Origin of the sequence: Polynucleobacter sp. IMCC 30228, assembly GCF_021395205.1 — a bacterium.
Lineage (GTDB): Bacteria > Pseudomonadota > Gammaproteobacteria > Burkholderiales > Burkholderiaceae > Polynucleobacter.
On the sequence record NZ_JAJVCS010000006.1, the window covers coordinates 105,113 to 121,961 of the forward strand.

Genomic DNA, 16,849 nt, shown 5'->3' on the forward strand with positions numbered 1-16,849 from the left:
GCTTTAGAGGCTAGAGTTTAACAAACTAAGGTATCAAAATCGTCGATCCTGTAGTCTTGCGCCCTTCTAAATCAGTATGGGCTTGAGCCACATCAGCCAAACGGTACTTTTGATTGATTTCAATTTTGACTTTGCCACTTTGTACCATATTAAATAGTTCAGCAGCCATAGGTTCAAGCAAGCTACGGTTCAGAACATAAGTTGACACCGTCGGACGAGTCACTTTTAACGAACCCTTACCAGCCAAGATACTCAAATCAAGCAAGGGAGGCGAGCCCGATGCACCGCCAAAAGAAACTGCCAAGCCCAAGGGTGAAATACAGTCGAGTGTTTGCATAAATGTATCTTTACCAACTGAATCGTACGCTACTGGTACGCCTTTACCGCCGGTAATTTCTTGCACACGTTTGACAAAATTTTCTTCACGATACAAGATAATGTGATCGCAACCGTACGATTTGGCCAGCTCAGCTTTTTCCTTGCTACCAACTGTACCAATGACCGTAGCACCAATCGCCTTTAACCACTGACAGGCAATTAAACCAACTCCGCCAGCAATAGCATGAAACAAAACGGTGTCGCCCTTTTGCACTTTATAAGTACTAGTTAATAAATAGGCTACCGTTAAACCTTGCAACATCATCGCTGCGCCAGTTTCAAACGAAATAGCATCGGGTAATTTAACTAAGATATCGGCGGGCATTACTCGGGCCGCGGCATAAGCACCTGTGGGTCGTCCAGCATATGCCACTCGATCGCCAACTTTGACATGGGTTACGCCGGCGCCTACTTTTTCAATTACGCCAGCCCCTTCCATACCTAAGCCAGCAGGCAGAGGTTGCGGGTAATAACCCATCCGAAAATACACATCGATGTAATTCAAGCCGCAGGCATGCTGACGAATTAATACTTCTCCAGGTCCAGGCTCACCTAATTCCACATCAACATATTTCATTACTTCAGGTCCACCTGCTTCGTCTACACGTATTGCCTTTACCATTTCTTTTGCCATGCTATTACCCACTTTTCTTCATTGATGTCGCGTTTAATTACCGAGGATTATGGCTGTAAGCCAAAAGCCTGCGTTTCTTGCTTTTATTCTATTCCAGCTGAAATACGCCGTAGGAACTGTAAAATACCCTAAAAAGGATACTTCTGCATGGCAGGTCACTCAAAATGGGCCAATATTCAACACCGCAAGGGTCGTCAAGACGAAAAGCGCGGCAAGATTTGGACCAAACTAATTCGCGAGATTACCGTTGCCGCCAAACTTGGTGGGGGTGATGTCGCTACGAACCCACGTTTACGGCTAGCGATAGATAAAGCCAAAGACTCCAATATGCCCAATGACAATGTTCAGCGGGCAGTGCAACGTGGCACTGGCTCGCTTGAGGGCGTGAACTATGAAGAAATTCGCTATGAAGGCTACGGCATTAATGGCGCCGCTATTATTGTTGACTGCCTCACTGATAACCGCACTCGTACTGTAGCGGAAGTGCGCCATGCCTTTACTAAAAATGGCGGCAATATGGGGGCCGAAGGTTCGGTGGCTTTTTTATTTCGGCATTGCGGTCAGCTTTTATTTGCCCCAGGTACGAATGAGGATCAGTTAATGGAAGTGGCTTTAGAGGCTGGCGCCGATGATGTGATTAGTCATGAGGATGGTGCCCTTGAAGTAATCAGCTCGGTGGCGCTTTTTTCCAAGATCCAAGAGGCCTTGCAAAAAGCCAATTTCAAGGCTGAATTAGCGGCTGTTAGCATGCGCCCCGAAACCGATATCAGCCTCACCAGCGATCAGCTTGAAGCGATGCAAAAATTACTCGATGCACTTGAAAATTTGGACGACGTGCAAGCCGTTTATACAAACACTGAACTATGAAATCCTACGCATGAAATTATTACTCATTGGTTCAGGTGGTCGCGAGCATGCTTTAGCCTGGAAAATGGCGCAATCACCACTGGTTCAAAAAGTCTTTATTGCCCCTGGAAATGGCGGCACTGCGCTGGCCACTCAACAACAAGCTGGCATTGAAAATCTTGCTATTAGCGATTTCCAAGCGTTGGCTGATTTTGTCAAACGTGAAAATATCGCCTTTACCGTCGTGGGACCAGAAGCACCGCTAGCTGCTGGCATCGTCGATCTCTTTCGGCAACAGGGTTTGCGTATTTTTGGCCCTAGCCAACTCGCTGCTCAACTTGAATCCTCGAAAGATTTTTCAAAAGCCTTCATGAAGCGCCACGGCATTCCGACCGCCGACTACCAAACTTTTAGCGATCTAGCTGCTGCGCATGCTTATCTAGACGCTAAAGGCGCCCCCATTGTGATCAAAGCCGATGGTCTTGCAGCAGGTAAAGGCGTAGTGGTAGCAATGACCCTTCCCGAAGCACATGCAGCAGTCGAAATGATGTTGGCCGATAACCAATTTGGTAATGCCGGTGCGCGCGTCATTATTGAAGAATTTTTAAGCGGTGAAGAAGCGAGTTTTATTGTGCTGGTTGATGGAAAAAATATGCTTGCTTTAGCGACGAGCCAAGATCACAAAAGATTGCTGGATGGTGATCAAGGTCCCAATACAGGTGGCATGGGGGCTTACTCGCCTGCGCCCGTTGTCACTCCAGAAATTCACGCGCGCATCATGCGTGAAGTGATCATGCCAACCGTTAAAGGCATGGCTGATGATGGCATACCTTATACCGGTTTTTTATATGCAGGTGTGATGATTAGCCCCAACGGGCAAATTAAAAATTTAGAATTTAACTGCCGAATGGGCGACCCAGAAACCCAACCCATTATGGCGCGCTTACGTAGCGACTTAGTGCCGGCATTAGATAAAGCCATCGACGGCAAATTAAACGAAGTGGAATTTGAGTGGGATCGGCGCACCGCCCTAGGGGTTGTTTTAGCAGCGCATAACTATCCCAATACACCGCGCGGCGGCGATACTATTACTGGGATTCCCGCTGACTCTGCAGAGCATATTACCTTTCACGCCGGTACCAAGCTTAACGGTAATACCCTTCTTACTGCTGGCGGACGCGTCTTGTGCGTCGTGGGTCTCGCTGATTCAGTACGGGCAGCACAAAGCAAAGCATACGCAGCCATCGACAAGATTCACTTTGATGGCATGCAATATCGCCATGACATTGGTTATCACGCCATTAAATCAATATGACCACCACCACAATCGATATCGCCCTTATTAAAGACTATTTTTTAGGCCTACAAAATCGCATTACCTCAGCGCTGAGCGAATTAGACGGCAAAGCATTTATCGTAGATGAATGGCAGAAGCCTCCAGATAGCAAACTGAGGGGTTCGGGCCGCACTTGTATTTTAGAAAATGGTAATGTGCTTGAAAAAGGTGGGGTTGGTTTTTCTCATGTGCATGGTGACCAAATGCCTGGTGCCGCCAGCCAAAATCGTCCTGAGGTTGCAGGTCGCGGCTTTGAGGCAATGGGCGTGTCATTAGTATTTCATCCGCATAATCCGAAAGCGCCGACTACCCATATGAATGTGCGCTGCTTTATTGCTCAAGCACCTAATCAAGAACCTATTTGGTGGTTTGGCGGGGGATTTGATTTAACCCCCTACTATGGCTATGACGAAGACTGCCGTCATTTTCACCAAACCGCTAAAGATGCCCTAGATCCTTTTGGTGCTGATTTACACCACCGCTTTAAGCAATGGTGTGATGATTATTTCTACCTTAAGCACCGCGAAGAGCCACGCGGCATTGGTGGTATATTTTTTGATGACTTTAATGAGCTGGGTTTTGACAAGAGCTTTGCAATGATGCGTGCAGTCGGCGATGCCTTTATCAACGCTTATTTACCGATCCTGCAACGCCGCTATCAAGAGCCCTATTCTCCCGAAGAAAAAGATTTTCAAGAATATCGCCGTGGTCGTTATGTTGAATACAATCTCATTTTTGATCGCGGCACTATTTTCGGTTTGCAATCAGGTGGGCGTTCAGAATCGATTTTGATGTCACTGCCGCCCATTGTTAAATGGCGCTATAACTGGCACCCTACGCCAAATACTCCCGAAGCAAAGCTCTACGACTATTATCTACAACCGCGTAATTGGTTGGCTTAATTTATGTCATCAGAAAAAAATGGTCGCTTGCAGCAAGTTATTGGTATTTTGGGTGGCACCTTTGATCCGCCACATTGGGGTCATCTCGAGCTAGCCAAATATTTTTGCGCACAATTTAATCTCGATGAACTCATTTTGATACCAAGTGGTCAACCTTGGCAAAAAAGTGTGCAAATTACCCCAGCACCTATCCGACTACAATTAGCCGAGGCAGCAGCGCTTACTTTAAGGGCAGAGTTAGCAACCAAGCAAATCAACACTGTAATTACTGTCGACCCAATGGAAATTGAACGAGGCGGGCCTAGCTATACGATCGATACCGTGCAAGCCCTACGCCATGTGCTTGGTAACGAGCTTAGTATTATTTGGTTGATGGGAGCTGATAGCTTGATGCAATTACCCACTTGGCACGATTGGCAAGGATTGCTGCATTATGTACATTTAGCTGTTGCTAGTCGGCCTGGCCATCCCTATGAACTCGAACGAAATCCCGCATTAGCTGAGTTTGTCAAAGCACATGAAGCGCATTCAGCTTCTGAGTTAGAAAAGCTGCCTAAAGGAAAAATTCTTCTCGACGATCAATTTGCAGTCGATTTATCCTCTTCTGTCCTGCGTCAGAAAATCACTGAGCCCGATTTATCCTCTGGGTTGCCAAAAAATATCAGTGACTTAATCAGGCAATTAGGCCTATATCAAAGCAAATAACAATAAACACCGATAATGCAATACCGACTATCTTCAACTGACTTAAGAGCCCATGGAACTGCGTAAACTACAACGTATCATTATTGATGCCCTAGAAGATGTAAAAGCCCAAGATATTCGCGTCTTCGATACTAGTGGCCTTAGCGATCTCTTCGACCGCGTGGTTATTGCTACTGGTGCGAGTAATCGGCAAACCCGCTCCCTAGCGTTATCCGTGCAGGAGGAGGTTGAAGCCAATGGCGGTGAAGTCATTTCTATTGAAGGATTGGAAACTGGCGAGTGGGTCTTAGTCGATTGTGGCGATGTCATCGTCCATATTTTGCAACCCATGCTACGGGCATACTATCAACTAGAGGGTATGTGGGGCGCCAAGCCTGTGCGGGTGAAGCTGGCCACTACTAAAAAATTAGTTAAGGCTAGCGAGTAAGTCGAGTTACTGTAAACAGACTTCATTCAGATGCACCTCACTATTATTTCGGTAGGACATAAGATGCCCGCATGGGTTACAGCGGCCACCAACGATTACATCAAGCGTATGCCTGCCGATTGCAGTATTGCTATTAAAGAACTGAAGCCGGCGCTAAATTCTGCTAAAGACGCAATCCAGATTGAGGCAGCAATTCCTAAAGGCGCCCATGTCATTGCCTTAGATGAACGTGGCCAAGATATTAGTACCCAAGACTTGGCTAATCATTTAGCGCAATGGCGCCAAGATGGTATTAACATCACTTTTCTCATTGGTGGCGCTGATGGTTTAGACCCAAGCTTAAAATCGCGGGCTAATGCGCTCTGGAAGTTATCTAGTCTTACTTTGCCGCATGCTTTCGTACGCGTTTTACTCAGCGAACAACTGTACCGAGCCTGGACTATTCTGCAAGGCCATCCCTACCACCGCGAATAATCATGTTTGCTTTTATTTATCTTGCTTCGCAAAGTCCTCGCCGTCAAGAGTTGCTCACTCAATTGGGAGTTCGCTTTGTGCCGCTATTAGCATCAAGCAATGAAAATGTTGAGGCTTTAGAAATCCCTTTGCCCCATGAAACTGCATATGCATATGTTGAACGAGTTACCCAAGCCAAAATCAGAGCCGCCCAATTACGCTGGCAAAGCCGTGTGCACCAGGGTGAAAATCTACCGTGGGCGCCGATTCTTTGTGCTGATACTACGGTGAGTCATGATGCAGTAGAAATTATTGGTAAGCCCCAAGATACCTATGACGCTCAACGCATTTTAGAAATGCTAAGCGGCAAAGAGCATCGGGTGCTCACTGCAGTTTGCGTCTTAGCTGCACCAGATCAAGCCCCTAACTGTCTCATACAAACTTCGCAGGTACGTTTTGCCAAGCTCGATAAAGCCACCATTGATGCTTATATTGCCAGTGGTGAACCCTTTGGCAAAGCGGGTGCCTATGGGATTCAAGGCCTCGGCGGTGCCCTCATTGAATCGCTGGCTGGCAGTTATAGCGGTATCATGGGTCTACCCCTTTATGAAACTGCTCAGCTACTGACTCAAGCTAAAGTTAGCTTTGCCCTCAATTACACCAACACTAATTAGCATGAATGAAGAAATCCTCATAAATATCACTCCCCAAGAGACGCGGGTAGCGATTATTCAAAATGCCGCTGTACAAGAACTACGTATTGAGCGCACCCGCCAACGTGGCATTGTCGGTAATATTTATCTCGCTAAAGTTGCTCGTGTCTTGCCTGGCATGCAATCGGCCTTTATCGATATCGGTCTAGAGCGCACTGGCTTTATGCATGTAGCCGATATCAATCAAAGTAATAACCAAACGCAAATTGAGAAACTGTTATTTGAAGGTCAAACTTTATTAGTGCAAGTCTTAAAAGACCCGCTTGGCACTAAAGGTGCGCGCCTCACCACCCAGCTCAGTATTGCTGGACGTAATTTAGTTTATTTACCAGATCTGGGGCGAACTGATCAAACTGAACCCCATATTGGTATTTCCCAAAAAATTGATCAGCCCGAACAACGCGAAGCCATTAAGGCACGCATTAGTACGCTAATGCCAGCGAATGAAAAAGGTAGCATTATTGTGCGCACCAGCGCTTTAGATGCGAGTGATGCCGAGCTTCAATTAGATTTTCAATACCTTGCAACAACTTGGCACAACATTCATCAAGCCACCAGTCAAACTAGTGCGCCCGCTTTATTATTTCAAGATTTAAGTCTAGCTGAACGCGTCTTACGCGATTTAGCTGGAGAAACTACTACCCAAATTCGGGTCGATTCAGCTGAAAATTTTGCCAAATTAACTTTGTTTGCTACCGCCTACACGCCCAATTTAACCCATAAGTTAGTCCTCCATCGGGGTGAACGTGCGCTGTTTGATTTATTTGATGTTGACGCCGAAATTAATAAAGCCCTAGGGCGCCGAGTTGACCTTAAGTCGGGAGGCTATCTGATGTTTGATCAAACGGAGTCGATGACCACGATTGATGTTAATACGGGTAGTTTTGTCGGCGCGCGTAATCTAGACGACACGGTATATAAAACCAATTTAGAGGCTGCTCAAGCAATCGCCAGGCAACTACGCTTACGTAATTTGGGTGGCATCATTATTATTGATTTCATTGATATGGATAGTAAGGAACATCAAGACGCGGTGCTTTATGAATTGAAACGGTATTTAGAGCGTGACTATACCCGTACTACGGTGAACGATTTTTCTAGTCTGGGCTTAATCGAAATGACTCGCAAACGCACTCGGGAATCATTAGCCCACATTATGTGTGAGCCCTGCCCAATTTGTACGGGCAAGGGAGAGGTCAGAACCCCTCAAACTGTTTGTTATGAAATTTTGCGGGAAATTATTCGCGAACACCGCCAATTTAATCCTAAAGAATTTCGCATCGTTGCTGCCCCCGATGTGATTGATCTTTTTCTAGAGGAAGAAAATCAATTTTTAGCCATGCTGGGTGACTTTATTAAAAAACCGATTCGTCTACAGGCAGAAGGTAGCTTTCGCCAAGATCAGTACGATATTGTCTTAAATTAAAGTTTGCTCAAAAACTTCTCTTGCTACCTTAGGCATTAGCAAACTGCAAGCGATGTAAATTGGCGTACATGCCATTATGTGCAATGAGCTCTGCATGGGTTCCATTCTCGATGACTTTGCCATGCTCTAGAACAATGATGCGATTAGCGTGTTCAATGGTCGATAAGCGATGTGCAATCACTAAAGTAGTACGTCCACTCATTAAACGTTCAAGCGCGTCTTGTACTTGACGCTCGGATTCAGAATCTAATGCGGAAGTCGCCTCATCCAAAATCAAAATGGGGGCATTTTTATAAATCGCCCGAGCAATCGCTAAGCGTTGGCGCTGGCCACCAGATAAACGATTGCCATTATCACCAATCAAACTGTCAATCCCTTCGGGCAGTTCACGGATTAATGCTGACAGATTGGCTGCCTCCAGAGCCTCAATAACCCGACCCCGATCAATTCCGCCTTTAGCGGCAGAACCATAAGCTACATTTGCGGCAATCGAGTCATTAAATAAAACCACGTCTTGACTAACAAAGGCAATTTGGCGTCGTAAATCAGTCAACAAGAGTTCTTCTAAGGGAATGCCATCGAGGGTAATAGACCCTTGCGTAGGACTAAAGAAGCGTGGCAATAAATTAACTAGCGTCGACTTACCTCCGCCTGAAGGCCCAACAAAAGCCACAATTTCACCAGGCTGAATATGAAAATCCACTTGCTTTAAGGCGTCTTGACGCCCCTCTTCCTGCTCATAAGAAAACGAAACATGACTAAATTGAATTTCACCGCGGGCTTTATTTAGCGGTGTAGCCCCAAGCTGTCGAGAGTCGTCCTCCTCGATCGTCTGATCGATTAGAGCAAAAATCATTTCCGCTGCAGTCAGTCCGCGTTGCAAAGGTTGGTTAATATCAGCCAAATGCTTTAAAGGTGAAATGACTAACATCATTGCGGTGATAAAAGCGGCAAAGCCACCAACCGTGACCCCCTCCGTTGCCGATTGCATTAAAGCCACTACCAAAACAACTGATAAAGCCATCGAGGCGATCAGTTGGGTAATGGGTTGATTTAAACCACCCGCAATTGCCGACTTCAAACCAAACTCGCGCAAGCGATTGGCCTTTTCCATAAAGCGTTGCATTTCATAATCTTCACCGCCATGCACTTTAATAATTTTGTGACCACCAGCTGTTTCTTCGACGATATAAGCCAAATCACTTGTTAAGGTTTGCTGCTGGCGATTTAAGGAGCGCAGTCGACGATTAATGCGCCCCATGATAAAAGCAATAATGGGAAAAATAATGAGTACTAACAAGGTCAGTTGCCAATTGAGATAAATCAAATAGGCAATTAGCCCCACCACGGTTAACGAATCTCTAACCAAACTGATCAGCATGCCGCCCATAATAGACAGGACATTATTCACTTCAAAAACTACTGCATTAATTAAGCTCGAGGCCGAGTTTTTTTGGAAAAAATCGGTTTTGGCCCGTAAAAGGCGATTAAACATTTGCTCACGCAATTTGAGCAAAACCTCAGTAATGACTCTGGTTAAGAGGTAATTGGAAAAAAACTGGGCAAAACTGCGAATAATGGCTAAACCCACTAAAAAGGCCGGAACTTGCCATAATTTGTCGTTCAACTGTCCTGTAAAGCCCCGGTCCAATAAGGGCTTCATCAGAGCTGGAATGGCAGTTTCTGACCCTGCAACCAAGGCCATAGAGAGAATCGCCCCTACAATAAGGGCTGCATGGGGCCGTAAATATTGAACTAAACGGGTCAGGGCTACACGGTCTTCAGCATTCATATAATGAATTATGCCCACCTTATCAGTCATACTCATAACTCGCAATGAAGAAGCCAATTTGGCCGACTGCCTAAACTCCCTTGGAGATTTAGCCACGCAGATCGTGGTAGTCGATACAAATAGCGTAGATCAGACCCTAAAAATTGCCACAGAGTTTGGTGCAACCATCGCCCAACCCGCCGATTGGCCAGGCTTTGGCCCCCAAAAAAACCGGGCTCTTGACCTTGCGAATAGCGAGTGGGTTTTATCCCTTGATGCCGATGAGCGCCTCACCCCAGAACTGCGAGCTGAAATTCAGCAGGCTATCGAGCACCCCCTTGGCCAAACCTGTTTCGCCATTCCGCGCTCGTCTTGGTATTGTGGTCGCTTTATGCGTCATTCGGGCTGGACTCCAGACTATGTCAATCGCTTATTTTTACGCGGTACTGCGCGCTTTTCAAATGACCTAGTCCATGAGCAGTTAATGAGCAGCGCAACCCATGGCAAACCTATTGGCAAATTGAAGCAGCCGATGCTGCACTACAGCTTTATGAATGCAGCACAGGTGCAACAAAAAATGCAGCGCTATGCCACCGCTGCAGCTGAACAGGCTTTTGCCCGAGGTAAAAAAAGTTCTCCACTTAAAGCAATCACACATGGCGCATGGACTTTCATCCGTACTTATATTTTGCAAGCTGGTTTTCTCGATGGCTCGCAAGGCTTTAGTCTAGCCATTTCGAATATGCAAGGCACCTACTACCGCTATATCAAATTATGGCGCCTCAATCAACAACAAGCAGTTGCCAAGGAAACACCGCAGGCATGATCTCCATTTTATTGGCAACCTATAACTGGCCTAAAGCCTTGGCGCTTTGCCTCGATTCTTTGCGCACGCAAACCGATCTTGATTTTGAAATTATTATTGCTGATGATGGTTCGGAAGGCAGCACACGAGCAATTATTGATGCGGCAAAAAAACAATTTCCAGTGGCCATTACGCATCTGTGGCAAGCTGATATTGGCTTTCGCAAAACCCAAATACTAAATCAAGCAATTCAGGCTGCCAGTGGCGACTATTTTATTTTTCTCGACGGCGATTGCATTGTGCAACCCGATTTTGTCGCTCGCCATCGTCAGCTTGCTCAAGCAGGATATTTAGTGACTGGTAGTCGCATCTTGGTTAACGATCAATTAACCCAACGCATTTTGCAGTGGCCGCAATGGGATTTTTCCCAATTTTTAGCGCATAGCTTTGTCTACCGCTTATGCCACGGAATTAACAAGTATTTACCTTTGCATCTGAAATTCGCCGATGGCACTTGGCGACATTACCGCCAATTTGTCTGGCGCCGCATCAAGGGTTGCAATATGGCCTGCTGGCGGAGCGATGCGTTAGCCATTCAGGGTTTTGATGAAAGCATGACGGGTTGGGGTCACGAGGATGCTGATTTTGTCTTTCGTTTACAAAAAAATGGGGTGATCCGTAAATCTGGCTCATGGTCAACTGAGGTGCTGCATTTATTTCATCGGATTCATGATCAAGCCAATGCTGCCGAAAATGCCGCGCATGTGCGCGCGCAAATTATGGCGAAAGCGGTCGTTGATTTGAAACCACCCAAACGCGTGCTGTTCATCGCTACCCGCCAAATTGGAGATGTTTTGGTCACCACCCCCCTCATTCGACAAGCACGCGAATTATGGCCAAAAGCAGAATTTCACTTTCTTGGATATCGCGGCAAATTGGATATGCTCAAAGGAAATGCAGACATTCAAGAATGGATTGAAGCCGCTGATCGGCCTAATTTTAGGGAATATCTCAGCCTCTTTAAGCGTCTCTTTCAACGCTATGATTTAGCCTTAGTGACCCAGCCCAGCGATCGCGCTTATTTCTATAGTCTGATAGCAGCTCCACGACGCGTCGGTGTCGTAGCCAACCATCCGCAAGGCGAGATCACCCAAAAATCAACCGGTTTAAAAAATGCGTGGAAAAAATGGATTAGTCTGCAAAACATTGAGGTTGATTATTTTCATCAGCATGTCGTCATTGAAAAAATGCGCTTACTAGAGCCCTTTGTAAGTAATGCCACTTTGTTTGCCAATCCTATTGCAGTTATTCCACCCTCACCAGCAGATCTCAACCCAGCATTTGTAGCGCAAATTACTGAAGGACTGCGCACTAATAAATTAGCGATACTGCATACCGGTCCACTAATGGCCTACAAACGTTGGCCTCTAACGTATTGGCAAATTTTAGTGGTCTATTTAGTAAAGCAAGGTTGGCAAGTCGTATTAAGCGCATCATCTGCACCCCAAGATTTAGAATTAAATGAGGCTTTAATATCTCTGTTAGATCCCAGCATACGAGCTCATGTAGTCGATACCAAAGGTGCTTTATCGATTCCCCAAATGGGTAGTTTATTGCGGCAAGCAAAACTGTATGTTGGTATTGATACGTCAATTACCCATTTAGCCGCAGCCTGCGGTACCACTACGATTGCTCTTTTTGGGCCTACCCCACCGAGTAATTTTGGTCCATGGCCGAATGGTTTTATCGGTACGACGCCCTATGCGCTACGGGCCCGCAGTCAAACTGTGGCAAACGTGACTATTTTGCAAGGGCCTGGAGAGTGTGTGCCCTGCCGTAAAGCAGGTTGCGATGATCGCGCCGATAGCCGCAGCGAATGTCTCGACCTCTTGGAGCCAAGTGAAGTCATTAGTGCAATCGAAGCAAGTTACTGATACTGTACAACTACTGCATTGGCTTGCTTAGCAGCAAATAACTGATGCAAGCTATGCAAACATGCATCATCGGGATATAAACGCAATTCATCAGGAAATTGCATTAAGCATGCACCCCCTTGTGCAGTAACTGCTGCAGTCAAGGGTAAGCCACGCACCATATCATTGCTGGGTTTCACCCGATTAGCAATTAAGTAGGGGTCCATTTGGCTGCGTAACATTTTTAAGTCGAGGCCCGCATCAATGCAAACATGAACATTACGGGCAAAGCGTAAACGGGCGCCAGCAATATCCATTACTTGCTCCGCGACAATCCGCATTCCGCCAGAAAATTTATCTGGCATCACATTGACTTTGGCAATAAGTAACTCATCCTCCTTGAGCCAAGGTCGATTGGGTTCATACACTTCGCTGTATAAAGTGACCTCAAGCGCTGCGGTCCCATCATCAATCGTCGCAATCATCATGCGGCCACGTTGCCCAGTTAGCATTCGCGCCGAAGTAATAATGCCAGCCACCAATTGATCCTTACCTTCGGTAATTTTACGCAAAGGTTGCCGCACAAAGTGCTCAACCTCGAGCCGATAGGCATCAAAAAGATGACCAGTGAGACATAAGCCCAAGGCAGTTTTTTCTTCTTGGAGGCGTTTCTTTTCAGGCCATACTGGCTCACGCACTAACTCTGGTAAATGGCGATCACCATCATCTACCGAATCGAATAGGCTCACCTGATGAATCGATGCCTCAGCCTGTTCAGCCGCCTCAATTGCCCGTGCTAATGATGCTAAAAGGGTGGCCCGAATATCGTACCGTTTTGCTCCCGAGTTTTGCTCTACAGGATATAAAACATCAAAAGCGCCCGCGCGCAATAAAGCTTCAATCGCGCGCCGATTTACTTGGCGCCGATCAATGCGAGCACAAAAATCAAACAGGTCTTTAAAGGGGCCACCGTTTTCCCGCACCTTCACTAAAGCTGCAATAGCTGCTTCGCCCGTACCCCGCACAGCCCCTAGGCCATAGCGAATTTGATGCAGTGGTAAGTCAATAGCGTCTTCAGCCAAGCGCAGAGGGGTAAATTCATACGTTCCGGTATTGATGTTCGGTGGCAAAACAGTAATTCGATTCTGCAAGCAATCGTCATACAAAATTTTGACTTTGTCTGTATCGTCCATCGCTAACGATAAGTTGGCAGCCATAAATTCAGCGGGATAATACGCTTTAAGCCAAGCAGTTTGATAAGCTAATAAGGCATAGGCTGCCGCATGGGATTTATTAAATCCGTAGCCAGCAAAACGCTCCATCAAATCATAAATTTCGTGCGCTTTACTCTCACTAATGCCGCCCTGCTTTGCACCATCGCTAAAAATTTTACGGTGCTGTGCCATTTCCTCAGGCTTTTTCTTACCCATCGCCCGACGCAGTAAGTCGGCGCCACCCAAAGAATATCCGCCAATGGTTTGCGCCATTTGCATCACCTGCTCTTGGTAAACCATAATGCCGTAAGTTTCGCGTAATACTGGCTCAATCCGAGGGTCGGGATATTCGACTTTTTGTTTACCATGCTTACGACTAATGTAATCGGGAATCAGGTCCATTGGCCCTGGACGATATAAAGCAACGAGGGCGATAATATCCTCAAAGCGATCGGGCTTAGCTTCGCGCAGCATACTTTGCATGCCGCGACTTTCCAATTGGAAGACTGCAACGGTATTGGCTTTTTTCAAAATATCAAAGGGTGCAGGATCGTCAAGTACTATTTCACCAATACTCCAGTGCTTGCGGTCAGCATGCAGTGCACGAATCCAGCGTTCAGCAGCAGCCAGAATGGTGAGGGTAGTTAAGCCTAAAAAGTCAAACTTCACTAAGCCAATTGCCTCGACATCGTCTTTATCAAACTGACTAATGACCGAATTGCTATCTTGGTCTTTAGAGTCTTGTGTATATAACGGACAAAAATCAGTTAACTTACCTGGCGCAATTAAAACGCCGCCAGCATGCATCCCCACATTGCGGGTGATGCCCTCTAATTGCTGAGCTAAAGCCAATAATTGTTTAACTTCATCTTCATTTTTTTCGCGCTCGGCTAATTGCTTTTCTTCTTTTTTAGCCATTTCAATCGTGACAACCTGGCCTGGTTTATTGGGTACTAACTTCGCAATGCCGTCGACAAAGGTATAGCCTTGCTCGAGCACGCGCCCAACATCACGAATTGCTGCCCGCGCAGCCATCGTGCCAAAGGTCACAATTTGGCTAACGGCATCGGCACCATACTTATCTTTTACATATTGAATGACTCGGTCACGCCCATGTTGACAAAAATCAATATCAAAGTCGGGCATGGAAACCCGTTCTGGATTTAAGAACCGTTCAAAAAGTAAGTTGTATCGCAAGGGGTCAAGATCAGTAATACCTAATGAATAAGCTACCAAAGATCCGGCGCCTGAGCCACGCCCTGGACCAACTGGCACACCATTATTTTTCGCCCAATTAATGAAATCAGCCACAATTAAAAAATAGCCTGGAAAACCCATTTGCTCAATGGTTTTGACTTCGAAAATTAAGCGTTCACGATAGCGCTGCTCATGCGCTGCACGCTCTTCAGGCAGAGGAAAATTGCGCTCGAGATGGCGTACCAAACCCACTTCAGCTTGTTGCAATAAATAATCACCCAAGGTAATTCCTGGCGGGGTAGGAAACTCAGGTAAGCGCGGTTGCCCCAATACCAATGACAGATTACAGCGCTTAGCAATTTCTACCGTATTCGCTAAAGCGCTAGGTAAATCGGCAAAACGAGTAGCCATTTCAGCTTGGGTTAAAAAATACTGCTCGGTAGTAAATTTTTTCTGGCGCCGCGGGTTACCTAGTAACTCACCTTCCGCAATACAAACGCGCGCTTCGTGTGCCGTGAAATCGTCTTTTTTCATATATTGCACGGGATGCGTTGCCGCGACCGGCAAAGCCATTGCACTAGCAAGCTGGCAAGCAAGTTGCAGATGCTGCTCATCTTGGGCATGACCGGCGCGCTGAACTTCAATGTAATAAGCATCAGGAAAAATAGCTTGCCAACGTTTAGCAGCTGCTTGAGCTATGGCTTCTTGGCCATTTAAAAGCGCTTGACCCACATCCCCAAGGTGTGCGCCTGACAGGGCAATTAAACCACTAGCTAGGGTTTTACCTGCCGCTCGATCAGACGCTTTTGCAGCAGGTTCTAAAAACCATTCCGGCTGAATTTCAGCCCGCCCACGCGCTTGATTATCTAAGGAAGCACGCGTTAGGAGTTGGCATAAATTGAGATAACCCGCATGATTCTGCACCAACAATAAAAGCCGATAGGCTTGTTCGGGTTCCTGGGCATTACTAATCCACACATCACTACCGGCAATCGGCTTAATTCCTTCGGCGCGGGCTTTACTATAAAATTTGACTAAGCCAAATAAATTACTCAGGTCGGTTAAGGCAATTGCGCCCATTTGATCTTTTTGGGCTGCAGCTACTACCTCTTCAATCCGCACCACGCCATCCGTAATTGAAAATTCGGAGTGAAGGCGTAAATGAACAAATTGGGGCGCGGTCATGAGATGATTTTAGCTGTGTCTACACTTCAACCTGCCACATTTTTTGGCTCTAGCTATCGGGGGCGCTTTGCGCCTTCACCCACTGGGCCTTTGCATTTAGGCTCCCTTGCTACGGCTCTAGGAAGCTGGCTTGACGCTCGCGCCCACCAAGGAAAATGGTTGCTCAGAATTGAAGATGTCGATGGGCCACGATCATTACCAAGGGCAACGACAACTATTCTGCATCAACTCAGTGCCTGTGGCCTGCAATGGGACGAAGAGCTCATCTACCAATCTCAACGCACTTCATACTATGAAACTGCTTTGCTGCAGCTCTTTCAAGCGGGTTTGGCCTATACCTGCACCTGCTCGCGACAGCAGATTATGAGTGCCTTAGCAGCCCAGGGTAGCCATTCTGAACGGCATGAAGAGCTCATTTATCCACGTATTTGTCGCCCAATCCAGATTCCCCACTCGCTAGCCAACTCGGAATTCTTTAATTTGGCCAGCCCAGTAGCTTGGCGTCTTGCGCTTCAAGCAGAGGAGCTCAAGCAAAGCGTAGGGGATTTTGTTTTACGGCGTGCAGATGGCTTTTTTAACTACCAAATGGCCGTAGTGGTAGATGATGCTGCCCAAAATATCACGCATATCGTGCGGGGTGCCGATTTAGCCAGCAATACGGCTCGACAAGTCTATTTACAAGGCGTTTTAGGATATCCTACCCCACACTATCTGCACTTACCCTTAGTGCTCGATCAGCGGGGGGAAAAGCTCAGCAAGCAAACCCTGGCTACTGCCATCGCCACAGAAAATCCGCAACTCACTTTGCAAGCACTGCAAGCAGCAGCAAATCATTTAGGCCTTGCTAATTTATCCAATCACCACCATCTCACAATTGCCGAATGGTTACACGCTGCCACCCACGCTTGGCGGGAGCAGAAAATCTAAAGCGCTGAATTGCTTGT

General features: G+C 46.6%; 13 protein-coding genes and 1 pseudogene. 11 read left to right on the forward strand and 3 right to left on the reverse strand.

The window, feature by feature from the left end:
- Nucleotides 1–25 precede the first annotated feature (25 nt).
- Nucleotides 26–1,000: a quinone oxidoreductase gene (locus LZT21_RS11270; protein ID WP_233924834.1), complete on the reverse strand. Its 975-nt coding sequence runs from the start codon at nucleotides 998–1,000 to the stop codon at nucleotides 26–28.
- A gap of 159 nt (nucleotides 1,001–1,159) precedes the next feature.
- On the opposite strand from LZT21_RS11270, the gene LZT21_RS11275 reads away from it, so the two are divergent.
- From LZT21_RS11275 to rng, 8 genes and pseudogenes are all read left to right on the forward strand, one after another.
- Nucleotides 1,160–1,879 (forward strand): YebC/PmpR family DNA-binding transcriptional regulator, encoded by a 720-nt coding sequence (locus LZT21_RS11275; protein WP_233924776.1) that lies wholly within the window; start codon nucleotides 1,160–1,162, stop codon nucleotides 1,877–1,879.
- Between the two features lie 10 nt (nucleotides 1,880–1,889).
- On the forward strand, nucleotides 1,890–3,173 hold the full coding sequence (gene purD / locus LZT21_RS11280) for a phosphoribosylamine--glycine ligase (protein WP_233937548.1): 1,284 nt from the start codon (nucleotides 1,890–1,892) through the stop codon (nucleotides 3,171–3,173).
- The gene (hemF, locus tag LZT21_RS11285) at nucleotides 3,170–4,096 is read left to right on the forward strand and encodes an oxygen-dependent coproporphyrinogen oxidase (protein ID WP_233924780.1); all 927 of its coding nucleotides are present in this window, start codon (nucleotides 3,170–3,172) and stop codon (nucleotides 4,094–4,096) included. Before purD ends, hemF begins: the two co-directional genes overlap by 4 nt.
- 3 nt (nucleotides 4,097–4,099) lie before the next feature.
- Nucleotides 4,100–4,801 carry a nicotinate (nicotinamide) nucleotide adenylyltransferase gene (nadD, locus tag LZT21_RS11290; RefSeq protein ID WP_233924782.1) on the forward strand — a complete coding sequence of 234 codons (702 nt, stop codon included), beginning with the start codon at nucleotides 4,100–4,102 and terminating at the stop codon, nucleotides 4,799–4,801.
- 52 nt (nucleotides 4,802–4,853) lie between these two features.
- A pseudogene (gene rsfS, locus LZT21_RS11295) lies at nucleotides 4,854–5,225 on the forward strand (ribosome silencing factor); the annotation flags it as partial.
- 33 nt (nucleotides 5,226–5,258) lie between these two features.
- Nucleotides 5,259–5,702, forward strand: coding sequence for a 23S rRNA (pseudouridine(1915)-N(3))-methyltransferase RlmH (gene rlmH, locus LZT21_RS11300; RefSeq protein WP_233924784.1), 444 nt, complete (start codon nucleotides 5,259–5,261; stop codon nucleotides 5,700–5,702).
- A gap of 2 nt (nucleotides 5,703–5,704) precedes the next feature.
- On the forward strand, nucleotides 5,705–6,355 hold the full coding sequence (locus LZT21_RS11305; RefSeq protein WP_233924786.1) for a nucleoside triphosphate pyrophosphatase: 651 nt from the start codon (nucleotides 5,705–5,707) through the stop codon (nucleotides 6,353–6,355).
- Nucleotide 6,356: 1 nt separating this feature from the next.
- Complete coding sequence (gene rng / locus LZT21_RS11310; protein WP_233990880.1) at nucleotides 6,357–7,820, forward strand: ribonuclease G; 1,464 nt, start codon at nucleotides 6,357–6,359, stop codon at nucleotides 7,818–7,820.
- Between the two features lie 28 nt (nucleotides 7,821–7,848).
- Here rng and msbA read toward each other — a convergent pair whose 3' ends face one another.
- Nucleotides 7,849–9,612: a lipid A export permease/ATP-binding protein MsbA gene (msbA, locus tag LZT21_RS11315; RefSeq protein WP_233937545.1), complete on the reverse strand. Its 1,764-nt coding sequence runs from the start codon at nucleotides 9,610–9,612 to the stop codon at nucleotides 7,849–7,851.
- Between the two features lie 10 nt (nucleotides 9,613–9,622).
- On the opposite strand from msbA, the gene LZT21_RS11320 reads away from it, so the two are divergent.
- Complete coding sequence (locus LZT21_RS11320; protein WP_233937544.1) at nucleotides 9,623–10,417, forward strand: glycosyltransferase family 2 protein; 795 nt, start codon at nucleotides 9,623–9,625, stop codon at nucleotides 10,415–10,417.
- A complete protein-coding gene (locus tag LZT21_RS11325; RefSeq protein WP_233990881.1) occupies nucleotides 10,414–12,330 on the forward strand; it encodes a glycosyltransferase family 9 protein in 1,917 nt (638 codons plus the stop codon). Before LZT21_RS11320 ends, LZT21_RS11325 begins: the two co-directional genes overlap by 4 nt.
- On the opposite strand, the gene dnaE is transcribed toward LZT21_RS11325, so the two are convergent.
- Nucleotides 12,324–15,905 (reverse strand): DNA polymerase III subunit alpha, encoded by a 3,582-nt coding sequence (gene dnaE, locus LZT21_RS11330; protein WP_233924796.1) that lies wholly within the window; start codon nucleotides 15,903–15,905, stop codon nucleotides 12,324–12,326. The genes LZT21_RS11325 and dnaE overlap by 7 nt on opposite strands.
- A gap of 15 nt (nucleotides 15,906–15,920) precedes the next feature.
- On the opposite strand from dnaE, the gene gluQRS reads away from it, so the two are divergent.
- The gene (gene gluQRS, locus LZT21_RS11335; RefSeq protein ID WP_233990882.1) at nucleotides 15,921–16,832 is read left to right on the forward strand and encodes a tRNA glutamyl-Q(34) synthetase GluQRS; all 912 of its coding nucleotides are present in this window, start codon (nucleotides 15,921–15,923) and stop codon (nucleotides 16,830–16,832) included.
- The last annotated feature ends 17 nt before the right edge of the window (nucleotides 16,833–16,849 follow it).

Coding starts and splice junctions, on each gene's coding strand:
- LZT21_RS11305 (WP_233924786.1), top strand. CDS start 5,705: ATGTTTGCTTTTATTTATCTTGCTTCGCAAAGTCCTCGCCGTCAAGAG.
- rlmH (WP_233924784.1), top strand. CDS start 5,259: ATGCACCTCACTATTATTTCGGTAGGACATAAGATGCCCGCATGGGTT.
- LZT21_RS11325 (WP_233990881.1), top strand. CDS start 10,414: ATGATCTCCATTTTATTGGCAACCTATAACTGGCCTAAAGCCTTGGCG.
- hemF (WP_233924780.1), top strand. CDS start 3,170: ATGACCACCACCACAATCGATATCGCCCTTATTAAAGACTATTTTTTA.
- msbA (WP_233937545.1), bottom strand. CDS start 9,612: ATGAATGCTGAAGACCGTGTAGCCCTGACCCGTTTAGTTCAATATTTA.
- LZT21_RS11320 (WP_233937544.1), top strand. CDS start 9,623: ATGCCCACCTTATCAGTCATACTCATAACTCGCAATGAAGAAGCCAAT.
- LZT21_RS11275 (WP_233924776.1), top strand. CDS start 1,160: ATGGCAGGTCACTCAAAATGGGCCAATATTCAACACCGCAAGGGTCGT.
- LZT21_RS11270 (WP_233924834.1), bottom strand. CDS start 1,000: ATGGTAAAGGCAATACGTGTAGACGAAGCAGGTGGACCTGAAGTAATG.
- purD (WP_233937548.1), top strand. CDS start 1,890: ATGAAATTATTACTCATTGGTTCAGGTGGTCGCGAGCATGCTTTAGCC.
- rng (WP_233990880.1), top strand. CDS start 6,357: ATGAATGAAGAAATCCTCATAAATATCACTCCCCAAGAGACGCGGGTA.
- dnaE (WP_233924796.1), bottom strand. CDS start 15,905: ATGACCGCGCCCCAATTTGTTCATTTACGCCTTCACTCCGAATTTTCA.
- nadD (WP_233924782.1), top strand. CDS start 4,100: ATGTCATCAGAAAAAAATGGTCGCTTGCAGCAAGTTATTGGTATTTTG.